Origin of the sequence: Tundrisphaera lichenicola (genome assembly GCF_051175385.1) — a bacterium.
GTDB lineage: Bacteria > Planctomycetota > Planctomycetia > Isosphaerales > Isosphaeraceae > Tundrisphaera > Tundrisphaera lichenicola.
On record NZ_CP195106.1, the window covers coordinates 987,402 to 1,005,420 of the forward strand.

Annotated in this window: 16 protein-coding genes; 10 read left to right on the forward strand and 6 right to left on the reverse strand. The window is 65.3% G+C overall.

Annotated features, from left to right (window positions below; genetic code table 11):
• The first annotated feature begins 71 nt into the window (after positions 1 to 71).
• On the forward strand, positions 72 to 1,634 hold the full coding sequence (locus P12x_RS03810; RefSeq protein WP_435009508.1) for a DUF1570 domain-containing protein: 1,563 nt from the start codon (positions 72 to 74) through the stop codon (positions 1,632 to 1,634).
• An 83-nt stretch (positions 1,635 to 1,717) separates the two neighbouring features.
• Here the strand turns inward: P12x_RS03810 and rpsR are convergent, their stop codons facing one another.
• The 3 genes from rpsR to P12x_RS03825 form a co-directional block, all read right to left on the reverse strand.
• A complete protein-coding gene (gene rpsR, locus P12x_RS03815; RefSeq protein WP_435009509.1) occupies positions 1,718 to 1,960 on the reverse strand; it encodes a 30S ribosomal protein S18 in 243 nt (80 codons plus the stop codon).
• A gap of 148 nt (positions 1,961 to 2,108) precedes the next feature.
• Positions 2,109 to 2,759 (reverse strand): RdgB/HAM1 family non-canonical purine NTP pyrophosphatase, encoded by a 651-nt coding sequence (gene rdgB, locus P12x_RS03820; protein WP_435009510.1) that lies wholly within the window; start codon positions 2,757 to 2,759, stop codon positions 2,109 to 2,111.
• A gap of 119 nt (positions 2,760 to 2,878) precedes the next feature.
• A complete protein-coding gene (locus P12x_RS03825; protein WP_435009511.1) occupies positions 2,879 to 4,051 on the reverse strand; it encodes a hypothetical protein in 1,173 nt (390 codons plus the stop codon).
• 634 nt (positions 4,052 to 4,685) lie between these two features.
• Here P12x_RS03825 and P12x_RS03830 point away from each other — a divergent pair.
• From P12x_RS03830 to P12x_RS03840, 3 genes are all read left to right on the forward strand, one after another.
• Positions 4,686 to 6,482, forward strand: coding sequence for a prolyl oligopeptidase family serine peptidase (locus P12x_RS03830; RefSeq protein ID WP_435009512.1), 1,797 nt, complete (start codon positions 4,686 to 4,688; stop codon positions 6,480 to 6,482).
• A 302-nt stretch (positions 6,483 to 6,784) separates the two neighbouring features.
• On the forward strand, positions 6,785 to 7,219 hold the full coding sequence (gene tnpA / locus P12x_RS03835) for an IS200/IS605 family transposase (RefSeq protein ID WP_435011759.1): 435 nt from the start codon (positions 6,785 to 6,787) through the stop codon (positions 7,217 to 7,219).
• Between the two features lie 92 nt (positions 7,220 to 7,311).
• Positions 7,312 to 8,931, forward strand: a complete 1,620-nt coding sequence (locus tag P12x_RS03840; protein ID WP_435009513.1) for a vanadium-dependent haloperoxidase — start codon at positions 7,312 to 7,314, stop codon at positions 8,929 to 8,931.
• A 101-nt stretch (positions 8,932 to 9,032) separates the two neighbouring features.
• Here the strand turns inward: P12x_RS03840 and aroC are convergent, their stop codons facing one another.
• Both aroC and P12x_RS03850 read right to left on the reverse strand, forming a co-directional pair.
• Complete coding sequence (gene aroC / locus P12x_RS03845; RefSeq protein ID WP_435009514.1) at positions 9,033 to 10,202, reverse strand: chorismate synthase; 1,170 nt, start codon at positions 10,200 to 10,202, stop codon at positions 9,033 to 9,035.
• 1 nt (position 10,203) lies between these two features.
• Positions 10,204 to 11,118, reverse strand: coding sequence for a phosphoribosylaminoimidazolesuccinocarboxamide synthase (locus P12x_RS03850; RefSeq protein ID WP_435009515.1), 915 nt, complete (start codon positions 11,116 to 11,118; stop codon positions 10,204 to 10,206).
• A gap of 255 nt (positions 11,119 to 11,373) precedes the next feature.
• Here P12x_RS03850 and P12x_RS03855 point away from each other — a divergent pair, with 255 nt between their 5' ends.
• Both P12x_RS03855 and P12x_RS03860 read left to right on the forward strand, forming a co-directional pair.
• The gene (locus P12x_RS03855) at positions 11,374 to 12,315 is read left to right on the forward strand and encodes a sugar phosphate isomerase/epimerase family protein (RefSeq protein WP_435009516.1); all 942 of its coding nucleotides are present in this window, start codon (positions 11,374 to 11,376) and stop codon (positions 12,313 to 12,315) included.
• Between the two features lie 24 nt (positions 12,316 to 12,339).
• The gene (locus P12x_RS03860; RefSeq protein ID WP_435009517.1) at positions 12,340 to 13,617 is read left to right on the forward strand and encodes a hypothetical protein; all 1,278 of its coding nucleotides are present in this window, start codon (positions 12,340 to 12,342) and stop codon (positions 13,615 to 13,617) included.
• 4 nt (positions 13,618 to 13,621) lie between these two features.
• Here the strand turns inward: P12x_RS03860 and P12x_RS03865 are convergent, their stop codons facing one another.
• Positions 13,622 to 14,281 carry an HAD family hydrolase gene (locus P12x_RS03865; RefSeq protein ID WP_435009518.1) on the reverse strand — a complete coding sequence of 220 codons (660 nt, stop codon included), beginning with the start codon at positions 14,279 to 14,281 and terminating at the stop codon, positions 13,622 to 13,624.
• Positions 14,282 to 14,461: 180 nt separating this feature from the next.
• Between P12x_RS03865 and P12x_RS03870 the strand changes: the two genes are divergently transcribed.
• The 4 genes from P12x_RS03870 to P12x_RS03885 all read left to right on the forward strand — a co-directional run bounded on the left by P12x_RS03870 (position 14,462) and on the right by P12x_RS03885 (position 17,713).
• Positions 14,462 to 15,472, forward strand: coding sequence for a sugar phosphate isomerase/epimerase family protein (locus tag P12x_RS03870; protein WP_435009519.1), 1,011 nt, complete (start codon positions 14,462 to 14,464; stop codon positions 15,470 to 15,472).
• A gap of 172 nt (positions 15,473 to 15,644) precedes the next feature.
• Positions 15,645 to 15,884, forward strand: coding sequence for a DUF6868 family protein (locus P12x_RS03875; protein ID WP_435009520.1), 240 nt, complete (start codon positions 15,645 to 15,647; stop codon positions 15,882 to 15,884).
• A gap of 100 nt (positions 15,885 to 15,984) precedes the next feature.
• Complete coding sequence (locus tag P12x_RS03880; protein WP_435009521.1) at positions 15,985 to 16,173, forward strand: hypothetical protein; 189 nt, start codon at positions 15,985 to 15,987, stop codon at positions 16,171 to 16,173.
• Between the two features lie 229 nt (positions 16,174 to 16,402).
• Positions 16,403 to 17,713: a ceramide glucosyltransferase gene (locus P12x_RS03885; protein ID WP_435009522.1), complete on the forward strand. Its 1,311-nt coding sequence runs from the start codon at positions 16,403 to 16,405 to the stop codon at positions 17,711 to 17,713.
• The last annotated feature ends 306 nt before the right edge of the window (positions 17,714 to 18,019 follow it).

Genomic DNA, 18,019 nt, shown 5'->3' on the forward strand with positions numbered 1-18,019 from the left:
GAATAAGTTCCGGCCTCGATCGGTCCACAGAGGTGGCCCGGCCGGGACCCGGCCCCGAGGAGAATAGCCCGATGCCGATCCTGGAACTCCTGGCGACCGGGACCTTGCTCCTTTCGAGCGTCCTCCAGGTCCCCCCGCCCGCGACCGACGCGGGCCAGGCGTCCCAACTCCGGGGCCGTCGCGACGAGATCCTGACCCAGGAGCGATCGAAACTCTCCGCCCTGGCCGAACGGCTCCGGGTCGCCGGTCGGGCGGACGATGCGGTCGAGGCGGGCCCCGGCCCGAAGGATACCCCGGCGTCGGACGGCTCCTCGCGGTTCGTCCCGCTCCCCGAGATCGTCCCCGCCGCCCCGAAAGGGCTGGCCAACGTCGGGGTCGGCCGACCTGGAGGAGACGCGGGTTGGCGGGCCGAACGCGAATCGATCCGCTCGGAAGCGGCGCGGGCCCTCTTCGACCTGGCCGATCGCGCCGCGAAGGCTCCTTCGCCTTCCTTCGCCTTCGCCGACGAATGTCTCCGGGCCGTCCTCGAGCGTCAGCCGGACCAGGCCGAGGCCCGGCGACTCCTGGGGTTCCTCCCTCGCGAGGGGGGGTGGGCGACCCCTTACGCCGCCAGCATGCTCGACCGGGGGAGCGTCCCCGACTCGACTTACGGTTGGGTGCCCGCCGATTGGGTCCCGCATCTCCGGCGCGGGGAGCTTCCCACCCGCGACCTCAAGCGGTGGGTCCCCGCCGCCGAGGCCGACGCCCTCCGTCGCGACTGGTCCCGGAGGTGGGAGATCACCACCGAGCATTTCCGGATCTTCACCAACGTCCCGCTCAACGAAGCGATCTCGTTCGGACGTAAGCTGGAACACCTCTACGAGTTATTCTTCGGGATCATGGCCGACGTGGTCGATCGCGACCGCCTTCCCCTCGCCCAGCGATATGCCAGCCCCGGCCTCAAGCCAACGTTACCCGCCTCGAAGCGGCTGCATCAGGTCTTCTACTTCGCCAACCGCGAGGAATATGCCCGGTTCCTCGCGCCGCTCCAGGGGCCGGACTCCCGGCTCAGCCTGGGGACCTATGTCCCTCGGAAGGAATCGCGTCAGTTCGGCGGGGTCAGCTACTTCTTCAACGACGTGGGCGGACAGCTCGACGTGACCTCGACGCTCTATCACGAGGCGTCGCACCAGATCCTCTTCGAGACGGCCGGGCCGGACAATTACGCCCAGAATACCGGGAACTTCTGGGTTTTCGAGGGGCTGGGGACGTACTTCGAGACGCTCCAGGTCGAGCCCGACGGGAGCCTTCGGATCGGCGGGATGGTCGGCCCCCGGATCGCCCAGGCCCGGAATCGGTTGATCGGCGGGGACGAGTTCGTCCCGATCGAGAGCCTGGTCGCGATGTCCCGGGTGCGGTTCCAGCAGCAGCCCGCGGTCTTCCTGCACTATGCCGAGTCGATGGCCCTGACCGTCTTCCTGATGCAGGCCGACGGCGGCCGTCACCGCGAGGGGTTCCTCGACTACGTCCGGGATGCGTACAAGGGGCGGTTCCGGGGCGGTTCCGGGCGGGGCCTCGACGAGCGGATCGGCCTGGCCTACCCGTCGATGAACCGGGCGTTCCTGGGCTACCTGGAATCCCGGGCGCAGCCCTGAAAACCGCTCGGGCCGGCGTCACCCTTCGAGGGGTGGCGTCGGCCCGCTGTATCGGACACGAATGCCAACGGTTGAAGCCCGGCTTACTCGCCGACGTACGGGATCAGGGCCATGAAGCGGGCCCGCTTGACCGCGTCGCTGGAGGCTCGCTGGAACGCCGCGCAGTTGCCGCTTCGCTTCCGGGAGAACATCTTGCTCTGGTTCGTGCAGAGCTTCTTCAAGAGCCCGATGTCCTTGTAATCGACATAGGCCGGGCGCGGGCATCCTTCAGGGGTGCAGAACCGGCAACGGTTCTTCCGGTTTCGACCGAATTTCTTCCGCGGCATAACGCAGGTGTCCTGTGAACTGACGGTAACGCGTCCGACGCGTCGGCGCACGGCGACCTTGAGCCTGGGCCAAGGATCGGGAAACCACCAATTTAGGGTCTGGAACCGGGCGAGTCAAGGGCAACGGCGCGATGGTTTGTCGATCGCACTATCCCATCTCTCCCCGGGCGATCAACCGATCGAGCTCGGGCCGGAGCCGGGCGAAGGCCCGGGCCCGGTGGCTGAGCTGGTGCTTGACCAGGGTTCCCAGCTCCCCGAAGGTCTTGTGATATTCGGGGATCAGGAAGAGCGGGTCGTACCCGAACCCACCCGGCCCCCGAGCTTCGCGGATGATCCGCCCCCGGCAGGTCCCCTGGGCCTCCAGGCGGATGACGCCCGAGGGATCTGCGAGCGCCAGGGAGCAGAGGAACGCGGCCCCTCGACGATCCTCGGGGACCTCGTCGAGGGTTTGCAGGAGCTTCCGATTATTGGCCTCATCGTCGGAGGGCTCGCCGGCATACCGGGCCGAGTAGACACCGGGGGCACCTCCGAGGGCGTCGACGGCCAGGCCCGAGTCGTCGGCGAGGGTCCAGGCTCCGACCGCCAGGGCGGTCTCCGAGGCCTTCTTCCGGGCGTTCCCGGCGAAGGTCTCGGCGTCCTCGACCACTTCGGGCAGGTCCGGGTAGGCGTCCAGGGTCCGGATTTCCAGCCGGGCGATCCGGGGATTCGATTCCCAGGGCGGCGCGATCAACTCGGCGAGTTCCCGGCCCTTCTTCTTGTTCCTCGTCCCCAGGATGAGAGGGATGGCTCGGTCGGTCACGGGCTCGGGTCCTGGGTCGGGATTCTTCCATCAGGCTCGGCGATCGCCGGCCGATTCATGATGGCCGATCGGGGATGGGGCCGACAACCCATCCCCGGTCATGGTTCCTCCCGGATCGGTCATCTCCGGGCGGTGGCCGAGGGGGCCTGCACGAGCTGGGGCTTGATCTCCTTCAGGTCGAGCAGTTCGTTGGCCGGGACGATCAGGTTGTCGCTGACCTTGCGGTTGTTGAGGTCGACGGCCAGCTCGATCAGGCGGTCGTGGAGTTTCTGCGCGGCCGGGTCGTTCGGCGAGTTGAACGACCCGATCGTGACCCGGCTGGAGAATCGGTCGTGGTAGACGTAGGGCTGGAAGCCCGTCTTGACGATGTCCTTGTCTTTCGAGAGGGCGTCGGCGAGCCGCTCGGCGTCGTCGGCGGCGGTGGCCAGCGGGCTCTTCATCGCGGCCATCACCCCCTTGAAGCGGGGGTCGTTCTCGGGGTCGAAGGTCGACCGGCCGGTGAACGCGGCGATCTGGAGCGTGAAGCGTCCCGGGCAATAGCGAATATTGTGCGGGCCATCGTTGATCTTGCCCAGCAGGACGTCGGGCTGGTGGACGAAGAGTTGTTCGGCGGGGACCAGCGGGTTGGTCGTGGTGATTGCCCGGCTCAGGCCCTGGCCCTTCCGGAAATGCCACATCTGCGGGACGCCGTCGATGCAGACCGGATGCAGCTTCTTGATCTTGTGCATCAGGTCGAACGCATCCTTGGTGGTCTTCTCGTCGCCGACCATCACGGCGGCCTCGTCGAGCGTCCGGATCAGCTCGGGCAGGCCGAGGTCGTCCTTCATCGCGAACGCCGGGGCCTGGGGCGGGACGCCTCGGATGTTGCTCTTGCCGGGGTACTTCTTGGGCAGCAGGATGTAAGCGGGCAGCTGGTACTTCTCGCGAAGCTCCAGGGTCAACGCCAGCGCCTGCCGGGGGGCGTCGGGCCCTCGGAAGGTGTAGGCCAGGACCATGAACGGCCCGTTCTGCTTGGTCATCAGGTACGGTTCGAGCGGCCCCTGGGGGAGCGGCACCTGGGACCGCATGTCCTCGATCCGCTCGGGCTCGGGGGCCTCGAAGTTGTTGCGTTGCTTCTCGACCTCTCTCACGGCCGATGCGGACGTGGCCCCGACCGGGGCGGTGCTGGCCTGCTTGACGCTCGGGTCGGCCTTCGCCGGGGCGGTCTTGCGGCCGAGGTTGAATAGCTGGGCTTGGGCTTCGGTAACGAACAGTGAGGCGGCGACGGCCGCCGCGATGATCGGCGTCCTCATGGGTGATCCCCCATCCTTGGGTCCGCGTAATTGACGGGATATCCCGATCGCGATGAAGGCTCGATGATGCGGCTCTCGGCGACGTGCGGTCCGGACCTTAGCAAAACATCCGAATTCTGCCCAGAGCGATTCCCGAGTCGGGTGCCGAGCATCCGAACCACCCCATGATTCCCGACCTTTCCGACCCCGCCGAGTTGGCTTCGTTCTGGCGCTCGGAATGGCTTCGATCGGCATGTCAAAGAAGTGTCGATATCGTTGCAAGTTTCGAGCCACACATGGGTTCGACGGAAAAATGGGTTCGTTTTGACCCCGGGTAGTGGGTTCGTTCTGACCCCGGGTAGTGGGTTCGTTCTGACGGCAGGATGGGTTCGATCTGCCAAACGACCGGGCCGTCGGGAGTTCGATCGCGAGTGTTCCTCGTTGCAAACCACGCATCGCTTTCGAAGTCCCTCGGGGATCTCGCATCGGCAGAATCACTTCCTGAATAGGATCGCGAGACCGGAGCGTCATCCCCACACTTCCCCTTCCAGAATTCCGAAAAGTCCTTGGATGCATCCAGGAGAGCCTTGATATATAGTCCTCCTCACTTCCATGGTGGGGCAGGGCGGGTAGCAGGTTCGGAGGTGAGTCGTCGATGGCCATCACGTTCGATTGCCCGGGGTGCGGGAAAGGGTATTCGCTGGGGGATGAGGTCGCCGGCAAGAAGGCTCGCTGCAAGAGTTGTGGGCAGGTCTTCCGGGTCCCTCTCCCGGACGAGGAGGACGAACCCGACAACATCTATGGACTCGAAGACGTCGCCCCGCCAGAACCGGTCTCATCGATAGCGGCCGATCCCGGCGTGGTTGAGCCCAGGAAAGACCCTTCGCTCCTGTTCGGGCCTCGCGGGGGAGCGGCCCGGAAGGATGAAAAAAACGGAGAGTCCTGGAAGAAATCCGTCGGCGGGATCCTCTCGGTCGTCGTGGTCCTCGGAGGGTTCAGCCTGAGGATCTACAACCGGGTGATCCGGCCGAGGATGAACAACCAGCCGGTCGCCACCGCCGACGCCGGTGGCTTCGCCAATCCCGCCATGGGTGGCCCGGTAGCCCCCACCGTGATCCCGCCGTTCCCCGAGGCCGGCCCCGGTCATGAGTTGGACCCGGGCGTGACGTTCCAGGAAGTCCGCCTGCCCGGGGGGAGTCAGCCCGGCTGGTCCGGCAAGCTCTGGCTCTACCGGCCGACCGGGGAGCACGCCCCGAGATCGCTCCCTTGCGTGATGATCACCGGCGCCGGCAGCAACCTCCTGACCGGGATGTCGCTCTCGGACGGCGACCGACCCGAACACGTCCCTTACGTCCGGGCGGGGTTCGCGGTCCTGGCGTATGAGCTGGACGGGGGGCTGGAGGAACAGGACCCGAGCGAGGCCCGGCTCCGCCAGGCGATCGGCAAGTTCCAGGCCGCACGGGCCGGGCTGGTCAATGCCGCGATCGCCCTGGCGTTCCTCCGGGAGCGCGTCCCTGCGGTCGATCCCAATAGGGTCTACACCGCGGGTCATAGCTCGGCCGGGACCATGGCGATGCTGTTCGCCGAGCACGCGCCCGAACTCAAGGGGTGCGTGGCGTTCGCCCCGGCGATCGACCTCGTGAAGCGCTTCGGCCCGGCGATGAATGACATTCAAGCCCTCGGCTGTCTGGACCTGGCGACCCGCTACTCGCCCAAGGACAATGAGTCGAAGCTCGCCTGCCCCCTCTTCCTCTTCCATGCCCAGGGGGACGGCAATGTCCCGGTCCAGGACAGCGAAGCCTCCGCCGAGAGGCTTCGCCAGATGGGCAAGTCGGTCACGCTCGAGGTCGTGCCCGGGGGCGATCACTACAACAGCATGATGAATCCGGGGATCTCCCGGGCCATCGAGTGGCTCCGGAAGATCGACGGCGGAGCGGCCTCTCCGGCTCCAAACCAGCCAACGGCCGCGACCAACGAGATCCCGCCGCGCTCCCCGGTGGAGACCCCCGACGCCCCGGACCCGATCCCGGCCGATTCGATCCGGGAGGCGAAAATCCGCTCATTCCAATGGCTGGATGCCGACTCGGACTATCTCGGCGGCCACGGGAACCACGACAAGCCGGATCGGAACCCGGACCAGCACTTTCGGCTGGTCCTCGACCTCCCCCCCGACACCTTGATCAAGGGGCTGACGATCACCAGCGGCTTCAACAAGTGGGTCACCAAGGCCACTCCGAATCTCTGGTCGGTCGGCGTGGTCCACGAAGGGAAGGTCGTGACACTCGAGCAGGTCGACACCGTAGGGACGTTCTCCGGCACGACGACCCTGGACCTCTACGTGAACTCGGGCATGGGGATCGGGCCTGGGACGATGTTCGAGATCCAGGCGGTGGTCCGGGCGGACGGCATCGAAGTGACCCTCGGTGGACGCTCCCAACGGCCGCCCTACTGACCCGCGCGGTATTCCCCCCATCGAGGTTGAATGCTCGCCCCTGGCCAAGATCGGTCGCGGGTCATGGCCTGAAAAGACCGGCTTTCAAGGCTCGATCGGTCGGAGTTCGAGTCAAGTTTGAATTTCAATAGCATCATCAATGTTCCGATATTTCGACATTTTGTCCTTTTTCGTCGTCCCGAGAGTGCACCCAGTCGGTATGGGACATCGGGAAGCGAAACATATCCCGATGGAGCTTAATGTCCATTCCTGGGATCTAAAATCCCTCGCCTTCAGGCGACCACTTGCAGTACGTTCGCGTGATGGAGCACTACCGACGGACCGCCCACACTCGGCTTGACATCAAGTTCCACCTGGTGTGGATCACGAAATACCGCAAGAAGCTCCTCCGGGGCGAAGTCGGCGTCCGGCTCCGCCAGATCGTTCGGACGATCTGTGCGGAGCTGGAGGTCGAGATCCTCAAGGGGCATGTGAGCATCGACCATGTCCACCTGTTCGTCTCCTGCCCGCCCCACGTGTCGGCGAGCTACCTGATGCAGCGGGTCAAGGGGAAGAGTTCGAGGCGGCTGTTGCAGGAGTACAGCCACCTGAACAAGGAGTGCTGGGGCCGGCACCTTTGGGCGAGGGGCTTCTTCGTGGCGAGTTCGGGGAACGTGACGGACGACGTGATCATGGAATACATCCGGACGCAGGACATGGAGAAGGGGGATGATGATTTCCGGGTGACTGATGCGTAGCGTTGTGGTGCCCAGTCGGGCTTTCAGCCGACTGCCGAACCCACCGCCTTCCAGGCGGTCGGTGGTTCAGTCCAGTGCCGAAGTCGAAAAGTATGCTCGGGAATGGTGCGGATCGTCCCGCCGGCAGTGTGCTCGATAAGCATCCGAGACCCGCGACTCAAGCCGGTGCGGCCGTGATCGCGGCGGCAACCACGTCTCCGGTTGAATCCGAGTTCGACCGGGCCTGTGCCCTGGGCAGTAACGGTGATGAAGCCCGCTATGCGTCGAAGATCGGCAACTTCCATAAGGGCCTGAAGCATAATAACTTTGGAGAGGTGGATCTGGCGTCGTTCGCGACCCTCCGGGCCGCGCTCGATGGTCGGCAACCCTCCCAGTTCGAGGCGATCGAACTGGGCGGGACTCGCAAGCTGGTGAACCCCCAGGCGGGCCTCGCCGAGGATACCGAAGGGCCCGATCCGGCCGAATTGAGCATCTGTGCCGCGCCGAGGCTGGATAGTGCGGCGGCCGCCGGGGAGGCGGTCGAGCTTTACTGGATGGCCCTGCTTCGGGATGTCCCCTTCGCCCGATTCCACAGCGACCCCATCGTCGCGAGGGCGGCGACGGATCTCTCGGCCCTCTCGGATTTCCACGGGCCCAGGGACCCGATGGGCCGGATCACTCCCGCCACCATCTTCCGGGGGAACGCCCGGGGGGATCTCGCCGGGCCGTTCGTCTCGCAGTTCCTCCTCAAGGATATCCCCTATGGATCCCTGACGATTTCGCAATTGCAAAGGACGGTCGTGCCGGGGATCGACTATCTGACCAGCGAGGAGAGCTGGAGGGCCATTCAGGATGGCAGCGAGGATGTTCCCCAGGATGAGTACGACCCGAATCGCCGCCATATCCGGTCGATGAGAGACCTGGGCCAGTATGTGCATGTGGATGCCCTGTACGAGGCCTATCTGAATGCAGCGCTGATCTTGCTGGGGATGAATGCCCCGGTCGACCCCGGTAATCCCTACGCGCCGGGCAAGTCGACGAAGCAGATCGGCTTCGGCACCTTCGGCGGTCCGCATCTCCTGAGCCTGGTGACCGAGGTCGCGACCCGCGCCCTGAAAGCGGTCTGGTATCAGAAATGGTTCGTCCACCTTCGACTCCGGCCGGAGGCCTACGGCGGGCTGGTCCATTTCGTGAAGACCGGCCAGAAGACCACGGCCGACTACCCGGTCCACGACGATGTGCTGAACTCCGACGCGGTCCAGGCGACCTTCGACAAGTACGGGACCTACCTGATGCCGATGGCCTTCCCGGAGGGGAGCCCGACCCATCCCTCCTACGGCGCTGGGCATGCGACCGTGGCCGGGGCCTGCGTGACGATCCTGAAGGCCTGGTTCGACGAGGACGCGGCCGTCTCGAACCCGGTGAGGTCGAACCTGGATGGGACGGCACTCGATCCTTACGTCGGCCCGGACCTGACGATCGGCGGCGAACTCAACAAGATCGCCGCCAATATCGCCATCGGCCGGAACATGGCGGGGGTCCACTGGAGGAGCGACTACGTCCAGTCGCTGAAGCTCGGCGAGCAGGTGGCGCTCTGCATCCTCCTCCAGCAGAGTACCGACTACAACGAGGAGAATACCCTCTCGCTGACCCGCTTCAACGGCCAGAAGGTGACCATCAAGAGCGGCAAGCTGCTGGACGAAAATGGGGTGAAAATCCCGTTCAACTGCTGAGTCGCCCGGGCGGCCGGGACCAGTGCCGGGCGTGTCGAGGGAGGGCGTCGATGCTGCCGACCTCCCCGGCCCGCCCGGCCAATCCCGGCTGCCCGGAAGTCTTAACTTCCCGGAGGCTTCCAGTTCTCGGCCAGGTGGCGACGGTTCAGGTCGTGCATGGCCTTCATGGCCGCCTGGATCGCGACGCGGCTGGTCCCCACATACTTCTCGACCACGGCGGCGGCGATCTCGAAGGCCACCACATTCTCGACGATCACGCTGGCCGCCGGCACGGCGCAGACGTCGGACCTTTCGTAGGCGGCGGGCCGGGGGGTCTTGGTCGCCATGTCGATCGACGGGCCGCGAGCGGCCAGGGTGCTGATCGGCTTCTTCGAGGCGCGGACCACGATCGGCTCGCCGTTCGATGTGCCCCCCTCGATCCCGCCCGCGTTGTTGGTGGGCCGTCGAAAGCCCATCCGGCGGTCGTCCTCGGGATGATCGGGATCGTAGGCGATCGGGTCCATCACCCGAGATCCGGGCCTCCGGGCGGCCTCGGTCCCCAGACCGATCTCGACCCCCTTGATCGCCTGAATGCTCATCACGGCCAGGGCCAGCCGGGCGTCGAGCTTCCGATCCCACTGGGCGTGGCTCCCCAGGCCGATCGGACAGCCGGTCACGACCGCTTCGACCACCCCGCCCAGGGTGTCGCCGTTCGCCTTCGCCTCGTCGATCGCGGCGATCAGCTGTGCATCGGCCCGGGGGGCCAGGGTGTAGACCGGGCTGGCGTCGCGGGCGGACTCGTCGAACTCGGACTCGGGCCAGCCGGGAGCGATCACGCCGCCGATCTCTCGGACGTAGCCGAAGACGCCGATCCCTAGCTCTCGCAAGAGGAGCTTGGCCAGAGCACCGACGGCCACTCGCAGGGCCGTCTCGCGGGCGCTGGCCCGTTCGAGGACCTGGCGGATTCCGGTCTGATAATTGATCGAGCCGGCCAGGTCGATATGCCCCCCTCGCGGGGACGGGGGCTCCTGCAACCGTTCGAGCTTGGCGTCGTTGTTGATCAGGCGGAGCGTGATCGGGGCGCCGGTGGTCACGCCGTGATAGGTCCCGGACTCGACCTTGACAAGGTCGGTCTCCAGGGTCTGGCGCTTCCCTCGGCCGTATCCGCCCTGTCGGCGGATCAGCTCGCGGTTCATCGCCTCGAAGTCGAGGGTGATTCCCGAGGGGAACCCTTCGACGATCGCCGTCAGGGCCGGGCCGTGCGACTCGCCGGCGGTCAGGTAGCGGAGCATGTCACTTCCAGGGGAACGGACGTCCCGTCAGGGTCTCGTAAGCTTGAATATATTTGGACCGGGTCTGGGCCACCACGTCATCGGGCAGCGGGGGCGGAGGGCTGGCCTTATCCCATCCCGAGGCGTCGAGCCAGTCGCGGACGTATTGCTTGTCGAACGATGGCTGAGGGCCGCCGGGCTTGTAGGTCGCCTTGGGCCAGTAGCGGGAACTGTCGGGCGTGAGCGCCTCGTCGATCAGGACGACCTTGCCGGACTCCGGGTCGCGTCCGAACTCGAACTTGGTATCGGCCAGGATCAGGCCCTTCGAGGCGGCGTACGACTCGGCCTCGCTGTAGACGCAGAGGCTGAGACAGGCCAGTTCGTAGGCCAGCTCCTCGCCGACGGCCTTGGCCATCACCTCGATCGAGACGTTCTCGTCGTGGCCCGACTCGGCCTTGGTGGCCGGGGTGAAGATGGGCTTGATCTTCGACGACTCGACCAGGCCCGGGGGCATGGGCGATCCGCAGACCGTGCCGCTCGCCTTGTACTCGCGCCAGGCACTCCCCGAGAGGTAGCCCCGGACGACGCACTCGAATGGGACGACCTCGTACTTCCGGACGATCATCGACCGGCCGACCAGGGCCTCGCGGACCTCCGGCGTGAGGTCGAGCCCGGCGTCGTCGATGTTCGTCGAGAGCCGATGATGGGAGATCTCCAGCCGGCTGAACCAGAAGTCGCTCAGGCCGTTCAGGACCCGCCCCTTGTCGGGGATCCCGGTTGGCAGGATCCAATCATAGGCGCTGATCCGATCGGTCGCGACCAGGAGCAAGCGATCGCCCAGGTCGTAGACGTCGCGGACCTTGCCTCGCTTGACGGGCCGATCGAGGGCCGACTCCAGGAATGCCGACACTCGATCTTCCCCATTTGCTGAGTTCATCTGGCAATAGTCCCCCATCGAGAGACAAAACTTTAATCCAGATCGAGGTGGGCCGACAAGGGTGAAGGGTGGCCGGCGGCTCGCCTGCGAGCATCGGAAATTGTTTTCCCCGAATGGGTTGCGGGTTATCGTGGCGGCGTCGCAGGGACTCCCGTTTTTCCTGCCGCTCCTTCTCGTGGCATCCTCCTTCGGCATGAGTTAGGATCGGCACCGCTCGGAGCGGCGACCATCAAGGATAACTGGGGGAATGGGATCGTGACCATCGAGATGACGCGACGCGGTTGGCTGGCGGCCTCGGCGGGGGCGATCGGGGCGGGCCTGGTGGCGGGGGCTCCGGCACGATCGGCGGTCCACTCGGCCCCCGAGCCGTTCGGGTTCGCGATGAACACGAGCACGATCTCCGGCCAGAAACTCACCCTGGAGCAGGAGATCGAGCTGGTCGCGAAGGTGGGATATTCCGGGATCGAACCCTGGACCCGCGAGATGGAGCAGCATGTCAAGGACGGCGGCTCGATGGTCGACCTGGGCAAGAAGGCCCGCGACCTGGGCGTGGCAATCGTCGATGTGATCGGCTTCTTCGAGTGGGCGGTCGACGACGAGGCACGTCGGGCCAAGGGCCTGGAACAGGCCCGGCACGACATGGAGATGACTCGCCAGCTGGGAGGGACCCGGATCGCCGCCCCTCCCTTCGGGGCGACCGAACAGGCCGACCTCGACCTTCGGAAAGTGGCCGAGCGTTACCGGGCCCTCCTGGAGATCGGCGACGGTTTCGGGGTCACGCCCCTGGTCGAGATCTGGGGCTTCTCCAAGCCGATCAGCCGTCTCGGCGAGGCGGCGATGGTCGCGATCGAGTCGGGCCACCCCAGGGCGGCGATCCTGGCGGATATCTACCACATCCACAAGGGCGGCTCCGGATTCGGCGGGCTCCACCTGCTTGGCCCCGACGCGATCCCGGTGATCCACATGAACGACTACCCGGACCGGCCTCGCGATCAGCTTTCCGACGCCGATCGGGTCTATCCCGGCGACGGCGTGGCACCGCTCTCGGACATCTTCAAGGCGCTCCAGTCAATCGGGTTCCACGGTCATCTGTCACTGGAGTTGTTCAATCGCGAGTACTGGAAGCAAGACGCGTTGACAGTCGCGAAGACCGGCCTGGAGAAGATGAAGGCCGCCGTCCATGCCGGGCTGACCTGACATTCACCAGGCAAGGGCCATCCCATGAACGATCCCGACACCCGAAGCTTCGCCGAGAAGGAACTCTGCTACATCATCCAGGGTATCGCGCTCTCGATCGAGGAACAGGCCTCCGTCTACGAGGGCATCTGCATCCATCACGCCCTGTCCGGCCGATTCGACCATTGCTCGGGCAAGGTCCTTAGGGCCCGGTCAAAGAAGGCCACCCCGGAGGTTCGATCGGCCCTGGAGGAACTCAAACGAATCCTGGACGGTGTTTGCGGCGATCCCGCCCGTGAATGCTCCAGCATCGCGTTTCTCCAGGGATCGCAACTCTGGAAGGATTCGCGCGAGAAAGCCATTCAGGTCCTCGATTCGTTCGGCTGGCCCAGGGAAACCCCGCCCAGGTCGAGCGTGGCCCGGGAGACAACCGCCGAGGTCGATGTCGTGCCGCCGTCAATGAGCCCGCTCCCTCGCGGGTTCAAACGGTGGACCGGAGGAGACCCGATCCTGCGGTTTCACGGCCCGCTCTTCGAGATGCTCAATCTCCAGCCGGTCGTCTCGAAGCCCTTCGAGCGGATCATCCTCGAGCGAGAGAAGGCGTTCGGGAGGTCTTTCCCCGCCTCGGTCGTGGAGTTGCTCCAACTCCGTGGGATCTTTGGACTCTTCGCTGTCAACAGCGCCGGATGTTGCTTGATCGGATTCGAGGCCGACGATCGGTCGACCTTGCGCAAGCTCGGCGATCCCGAATGGGTGGAGGACGGACATCATCTGATCTCCATAGCGAACCAGGGAGTCACCGCCTGCTATGTCCGTCTCGATGGCTCGGAGGACCCTCCGGTTTTCAGCGATGGCGGCGGCACGGCCTACGAGACCGAAGATTCCGACGCGGATCAGCCCGGGCCGATCGCCTGGCAACCCGTCGCCAGGACGTTCTCCGAGTTCGTCTTCGACGCGATGACCGATTGGCGGTTCCAGACCGGCGGCCACCGGCTCCAGCTTGAAGCGCTCGACGTCGAGCCCGGTCCGGCCGACTTCAAACGACTGGCGAACAACTTCAGGACAGGGCCGGGATCGAGGGAATGGGGGCTCTTCGCCCATCGCTACTTCACGACTCATGGGATCATCCGGATCTCGAATGACCCGACCTACGGCCCGATCCCCGAGGGCCAGGCCACCTGGCACATCGAGGCCGATTCGCCCGAAGCCCTGGCCCGGATATTTCAGGGAGTGGCGGCGATCGGGACTTTGCGGACCAGTCTGAAGCTCGATGCCGAGCCGAATGATCTCGGGGCCAGGGCTGAGGAACTCCTGGATCGATGACGATTCAATCCCGGCCCAGTCCGATGGCCCGGTTCAAGGCTTCCAGATCCGACAGGTTGGGCAGAAATGCCGACTCGCCCGACCAATCCCCCGACGGCCTCCGGTGGCCGATGGCGAGGGCTCTCACTCCCGCACCGGACGCGGCAGCCAGTCCGGTCGGCGAATCTTCCAAGGCCACCACTTCTCCAGCGTTCAGTCCCAGCCGGGCCACTGCCAGTCGATAGCATTCCGGGTCGGGCTTGAGGGCTTTCACGTCTTCCTTGGCGATGATGTATTCGAACGCGCCAGAGAGGCCCGACGAGCCGAGAACCGCCTCGACGTTCGCTCGCCAGGTCGTTGTGGCCACGGCCAGGCGGACCTTACCGTCCAGATGTTTCACCAGATCGGCCACCCCCGGATAGAGACGAGGGGCGTCGAGCAGCATCCGAATCGTCAGCTCCTGTTTTCGGCGGGCCCACCCCTCGATGTCTCCGCCGTCGATTTTCCTCCTCGCGAAAACCTCGGCGCAGAAGGCACGGTCGTCGATCTCGGCGGCCCGGGCGCATGTCTCGTCGGATTCGAGCCAGCCCATCTGGCCGAAGGTCCTCTGCCAGGCGGCGACGTGGACGTTCTCGGTGTCGGCGATCACGCCATCGAAGTCGAACAGCACGGCGCGGGTGGGCATCGGATCCTCGGGTCGGGCGGCCGGGGCTGAGGCCGGAGCGTCCGATTATCGCGGCCCCTCCCTCGGGCGTCAAATCGTTGACATTCCCCTCGTGGCCCCTTATGTTTGCGTCTTACCTCTCGGTGAATTCGGATGACCCGCTCCCCGACCCCAGGCGACGCAACTCGGAGTACGCGCACGATGGCTCGACCCGTCACCCTCTTCACCGGTCAGTGGGCCGACCTCCCGCTGGAGACGATCTGCCAGAAGGCCAGCCAGTGGGGCTACGACGGCATCGAGCTGCCGTGCTGGGGCGACCACTTCAACGTCCAGAAAGCCCTGACCGACGACAAGTATTGCCAGGGCCGCCACGACCTGCTCGCCAAGTATGGCCTGAAGTGCTGGGCGATCTCCAATCACCTGACCGGCCAGCTGGTCCTCGACATCCTGGACGAACGGACCGACGACTGGGTGCCGCCGGAGGCCCGGGGGGACTCCGAGAAGAAGCGAGCCTGGGCGATCCAGGAGATGAAGGACACCGCTCGGGCCGCCGCCAAGCTGGGCGTGAAGGTGGTCAACGGATTCACCGGATCGTCGATCTGGCACCTGCTCTACTCGTTCCCGCCGGTCTCCGACAAGATGCTGGCCGACGGCTTCAAGCTCCTGGCCGAGCGATGGAACCCGATCCTCGACGTGTTCAAGGAGGTCGGCGTCCGGTTCGGCCTGGAGGTCCACCCGACCGAGATCGCCTTCGACCTCTACTCGGCCCAGATGGCGCTCGAGGCGATGGACCATCGGCCCGAATTCGGCTTCAACTTCGACCCGAGCCACCTCCTCTGGCAGTTCGTCGACCCGGTCGCGTTCATCCGGGCCTTCCCCGACCGGATCTACCACGTCCACGTCAAGGACGCCGCGCGGACGCTCGACGGCAAGACGGGCATCCTCGGCTCGCACCTCAACTTCGGCGATCCCCGCCGAGGTTGGGACTTCCGGTCGCCGGGCCGGGGCCAGGTCGATTTCGAGGAGATCGCGCGGGCCCTGAACACGATCGGCTACGAAGGCCCGCTCTCGATCGAGTGGGAAGACCCCGGGATGGATCGCGAATTCGGCGCCGCCGAGGCCGCCCAGTTCACCAGGACCAAGATGGGCTTCACCTCGTCGGGCCGGGGCTTCGACTCGGCCTTCGCCGAGGCCCAGGCCAAGAAAGCTTGAAGCGGGGCCTGGCCCGTCCGAATTTTCGAGGCCTCATCCCGAACTTATCTGTGAAGCGGTAAGAATCGGGATGGGGCCCCGACCGTCCGGGCAGGATCGACGCCCGATCGGCCGGATGCCTGGCCATCGCCCGAACGCCCGCGCACCGTCCTTCTTCGATGGGAGCGGTCTCATGAGCATTGATACCTTGGGCAACGTCCTGCTCTGGTCCGGGATCATCAATTTTGGGATGCTCGCCATCTGGAGCGGGGCGTTCTTCTTCGGCCGACGATTAATGCACCGGGTCAGCCGGTGGGCTGGCGTCACCGACGAGCATTTCGATATGATCCAGTATGCCGGGATCATCTTCTACAAGATCTGCATCTTCATGTTCTTCCTGATCCCTTACGTCGCGCTCCGGTTCGTGAAGTAGTCCGGGGCGAGCGGCCCCGCCCTCGTCCTCCCGGCTGCCCGATCGATTCGAGAGTTACCGACCGATCCGCCATCGAGCCTTACCGAGGAGCCACCCGGTCATGAGCGGCCCGATCGTTCGTAAGTATGGATTCCCGAACTTCGAGAAAATCTTCGGGGAGCGGGAGTTGAAGCACGGCGCCGAGGAGGAAGCCTCGACCCTGGAGGCCCCGCAACAACCCGCCGAGCCGCCCAAGGCCGTCTCCGATCCGTCGAAGGATCAACCCGGGTCCAAACCGCCCCAGGCCTGAGTGTTTCTCATTTCGAAAGCCGATTTGGCGACACTCCCGGCCAATTTCCGACGATCTATCAGGCAGGGCCTCGTCGCGTCGGAACGTCGATTTGATTCGTCAACCGGTCGATTTTGATTCCTTTTGCCAAAATCGGCGGATTGCGATAAATTAAATCTACCAGATCGCCCCCCGCCGACGCGGGGGCCGGTCGCCCTCCGGATGATGCCCGAGGGTTACTCGGTCGACGGTGTCCGTCGCGGTTGCTCCATCCCGTCGATTCTGGTCGTATCCCCTCCTCACCGACGGCGGCGGGACCCGCCGGGGATCGTCCTACCTCATGGTTAACTATTACGGCAATCTCCTGCTCGGGCTGGTCGCGATCGTGGCCGTCGCGACAACCCTCCTGGCCATGGCCAGCTTGTTCTGGGTCACTCGCAAACGTCGAGGCCTCGCGGATTACACGCCGCCGATCACCATCTACAAGCCGTTGAAGGGCCTGGATGAAGACCTGGAGAGTTGCCTCCGGAGCTTCTTCCGGCTCGACTATCCCACCTACCAGATCCTCTTCTGCGTGGCCGACTCCGACGACCCTGCAATCCCGCTGGTCCAGCAACTCCTCGCCGAGTTTCCCGACCAGGACGCCCGCCTGATCGTCGGCTGTCCGGCGTTCGGGCTCAATCCAAAGGTCGAGAGCCTGGCGGCGATGGATCGTCACCGGAAGCATGACACGATCCTGATCAGCGACTCTAACGTTCGGGTCGCCCCGAGCTATCTCCGAGAGACCGCCTGCTACCTGGCCGAGCCGGGGGTGGGGCTGGTCACCAACCTGTTCGCGGGGGTCGAGGAAGACCACTCGGGCGCGGCGCTCGAGAACTTGCAACTCAACGGGATCATCGCCGGGGGGGTGGCCACGGCCTCGGTCCTGGGCATCACCTGCGTGGTCGGCAAGTCGATGATGCTGCCGGTCCGGGTCCTGGAGGCGATCGGCGGGTTCGCCTCGGTCCGGAATCTTCTGGCCGAGGATCAGGCGATCGGCATCCGCGTTCGCAAGGCGGGTTACTCGATCCGGTTGAGCCACCACGTCATCGAGAATGTGAACCGGCACCGGAGCTTCCGCTGGTTCCTGAATCGGCACTCGCGATGGTTCAAGATCCGTCGACGACTGGCGCTCTCGACGTTCGTGATGGAGCCGATGTTCAACCTGGCCGTGGTCGGGTTGGTCTGGGCACTCTCGGGCGAGTCGGGGCTGGCCTGGGGCGGCTTGCTGGTCCTGGTCGGCCTGGGGATCGTCCGCGACGCCGCGCAGGCCCGAAGGCTTCGGGGGAGTATCCCCCGGTTCCGCCACCTGGCCCTCAGCCCGATCAAGGACCTGTTCCTCCTGCCGGTCTGGTTCGACGCACTCATCAATCGTCGGATCCACTGGCGAGGCCACAAGTTCCTGGTCGGCAACTTCACCAGGCTCCGACTGGCCCGCGTGCCCCGCGATGTCCGCCGGCGAGTCCGACGGGTCCGGAAACTCCGGTCGCATCATGGCGACCTCGGGACCAGCCATGGATGAGTCGTGATCCCGGTAGGCCGATTGCTCGCGTCTCATTCGCGGCGTCCGGGCATCCCGATATTCTGAATCGGATCGATGTTCCTCCATCCTATCGGGATCGAATCCGAATCATTTGAGGTCGCTTGAACGGTGGTTCCCCTCCAGGAACATGGCAAACCCGCCAGGCGGATCGGAGGAGATCCTCACCCAGCCTCCGGTCATCTTCTCCCGAGGGGAGAGGGCGAATTATTGACAATGGCTTCTGTGCAATGGTCCTGGGACACTACCGCTTGATCAACAACACCCGGGATGGGCGAGGAAGGAAGG

Coding starts and splice junctions, on each gene's coding strand:
- P12x_RS03810 (WP_435009508.1), top strand. CDS start 72: ATGCCGATCCTGGAACTCCTGGCGACCGGGACCTTGCTCCTTTCGAGC.
- rpsR (WP_435009509.1), bottom strand. CDS start 1,960: ATGCCGCGGAAGAAATTCGGTCGAAACCGGAAGAACCGTTGCCGGTTC.
- P12x_RS03825 (WP_435009511.1), bottom strand. CDS start 4,051: ATGAGGACGCCGATCATCGCGGCGGCCGTCGCCGCCTCACTGTTCGTT.
- P12x_RS03830 (WP_435009512.1), top strand. CDS start 4,686: ATGGCCATCACGTTCGATTGCCCGGGGTGCGGGAAAGGGTATTCGCTG.
- tnpA (WP_435011759.1), top strand. CDS start 6,785: ATGGAGCACTACCGACGGACCGCCCACACTCGGCTTGACATCAAGTTC.
- P12x_RS03840 (WP_435009513.1), top strand. CDS start 7,312: ATGCTCGGGAATGGTGCGGATCGTCCCGCCGGCAGTGTGCTCGATAAG.
- aroC (WP_435009514.1), bottom strand. CDS start 10,202: ATGCTCCGCTACCTGACCGCCGGCGAGTCGCACGGCCCGGCCCTGACG.
- P12x_RS03850 (WP_435009515.1), bottom strand. CDS start 11,118: ATGAACTCAGCAAATGGGGAAGATCGAGTGTCGGCATTCCTGGAGTCG.
- P12x_RS03860 (WP_435009517.1), top strand. CDS start 12,340: ATGAACGATCCCGACACCCGAAGCTTCGCCGAGAAGGAACTCTGCTAC.
- P12x_RS03865 (WP_435009518.1), bottom strand. CDS start 14,281: ATGCCCACCCGCGCCGTGCTGTTCGACTTCGATGGCGTGATCGCCGAC.
- P12x_RS03870 (WP_435009519.1), top strand. CDS start 14,462: ATGGCTCGACCCGTCACCCTCTTCACCGGTCAGTGGGCCGACCTCCCG.
- P12x_RS03875 (WP_435009520.1), top strand. CDS start 15,645: ATGAGCATTGATACCTTGGGCAACGTCCTGCTCTGGTCCGGGATCATC.
- P12x_RS03880 (WP_435009521.1), top strand. CDS start 15,985: ATGAGCGGCCCGATCGTTCGTAAGTATGGATTCCCGAACTTCGAGAAA.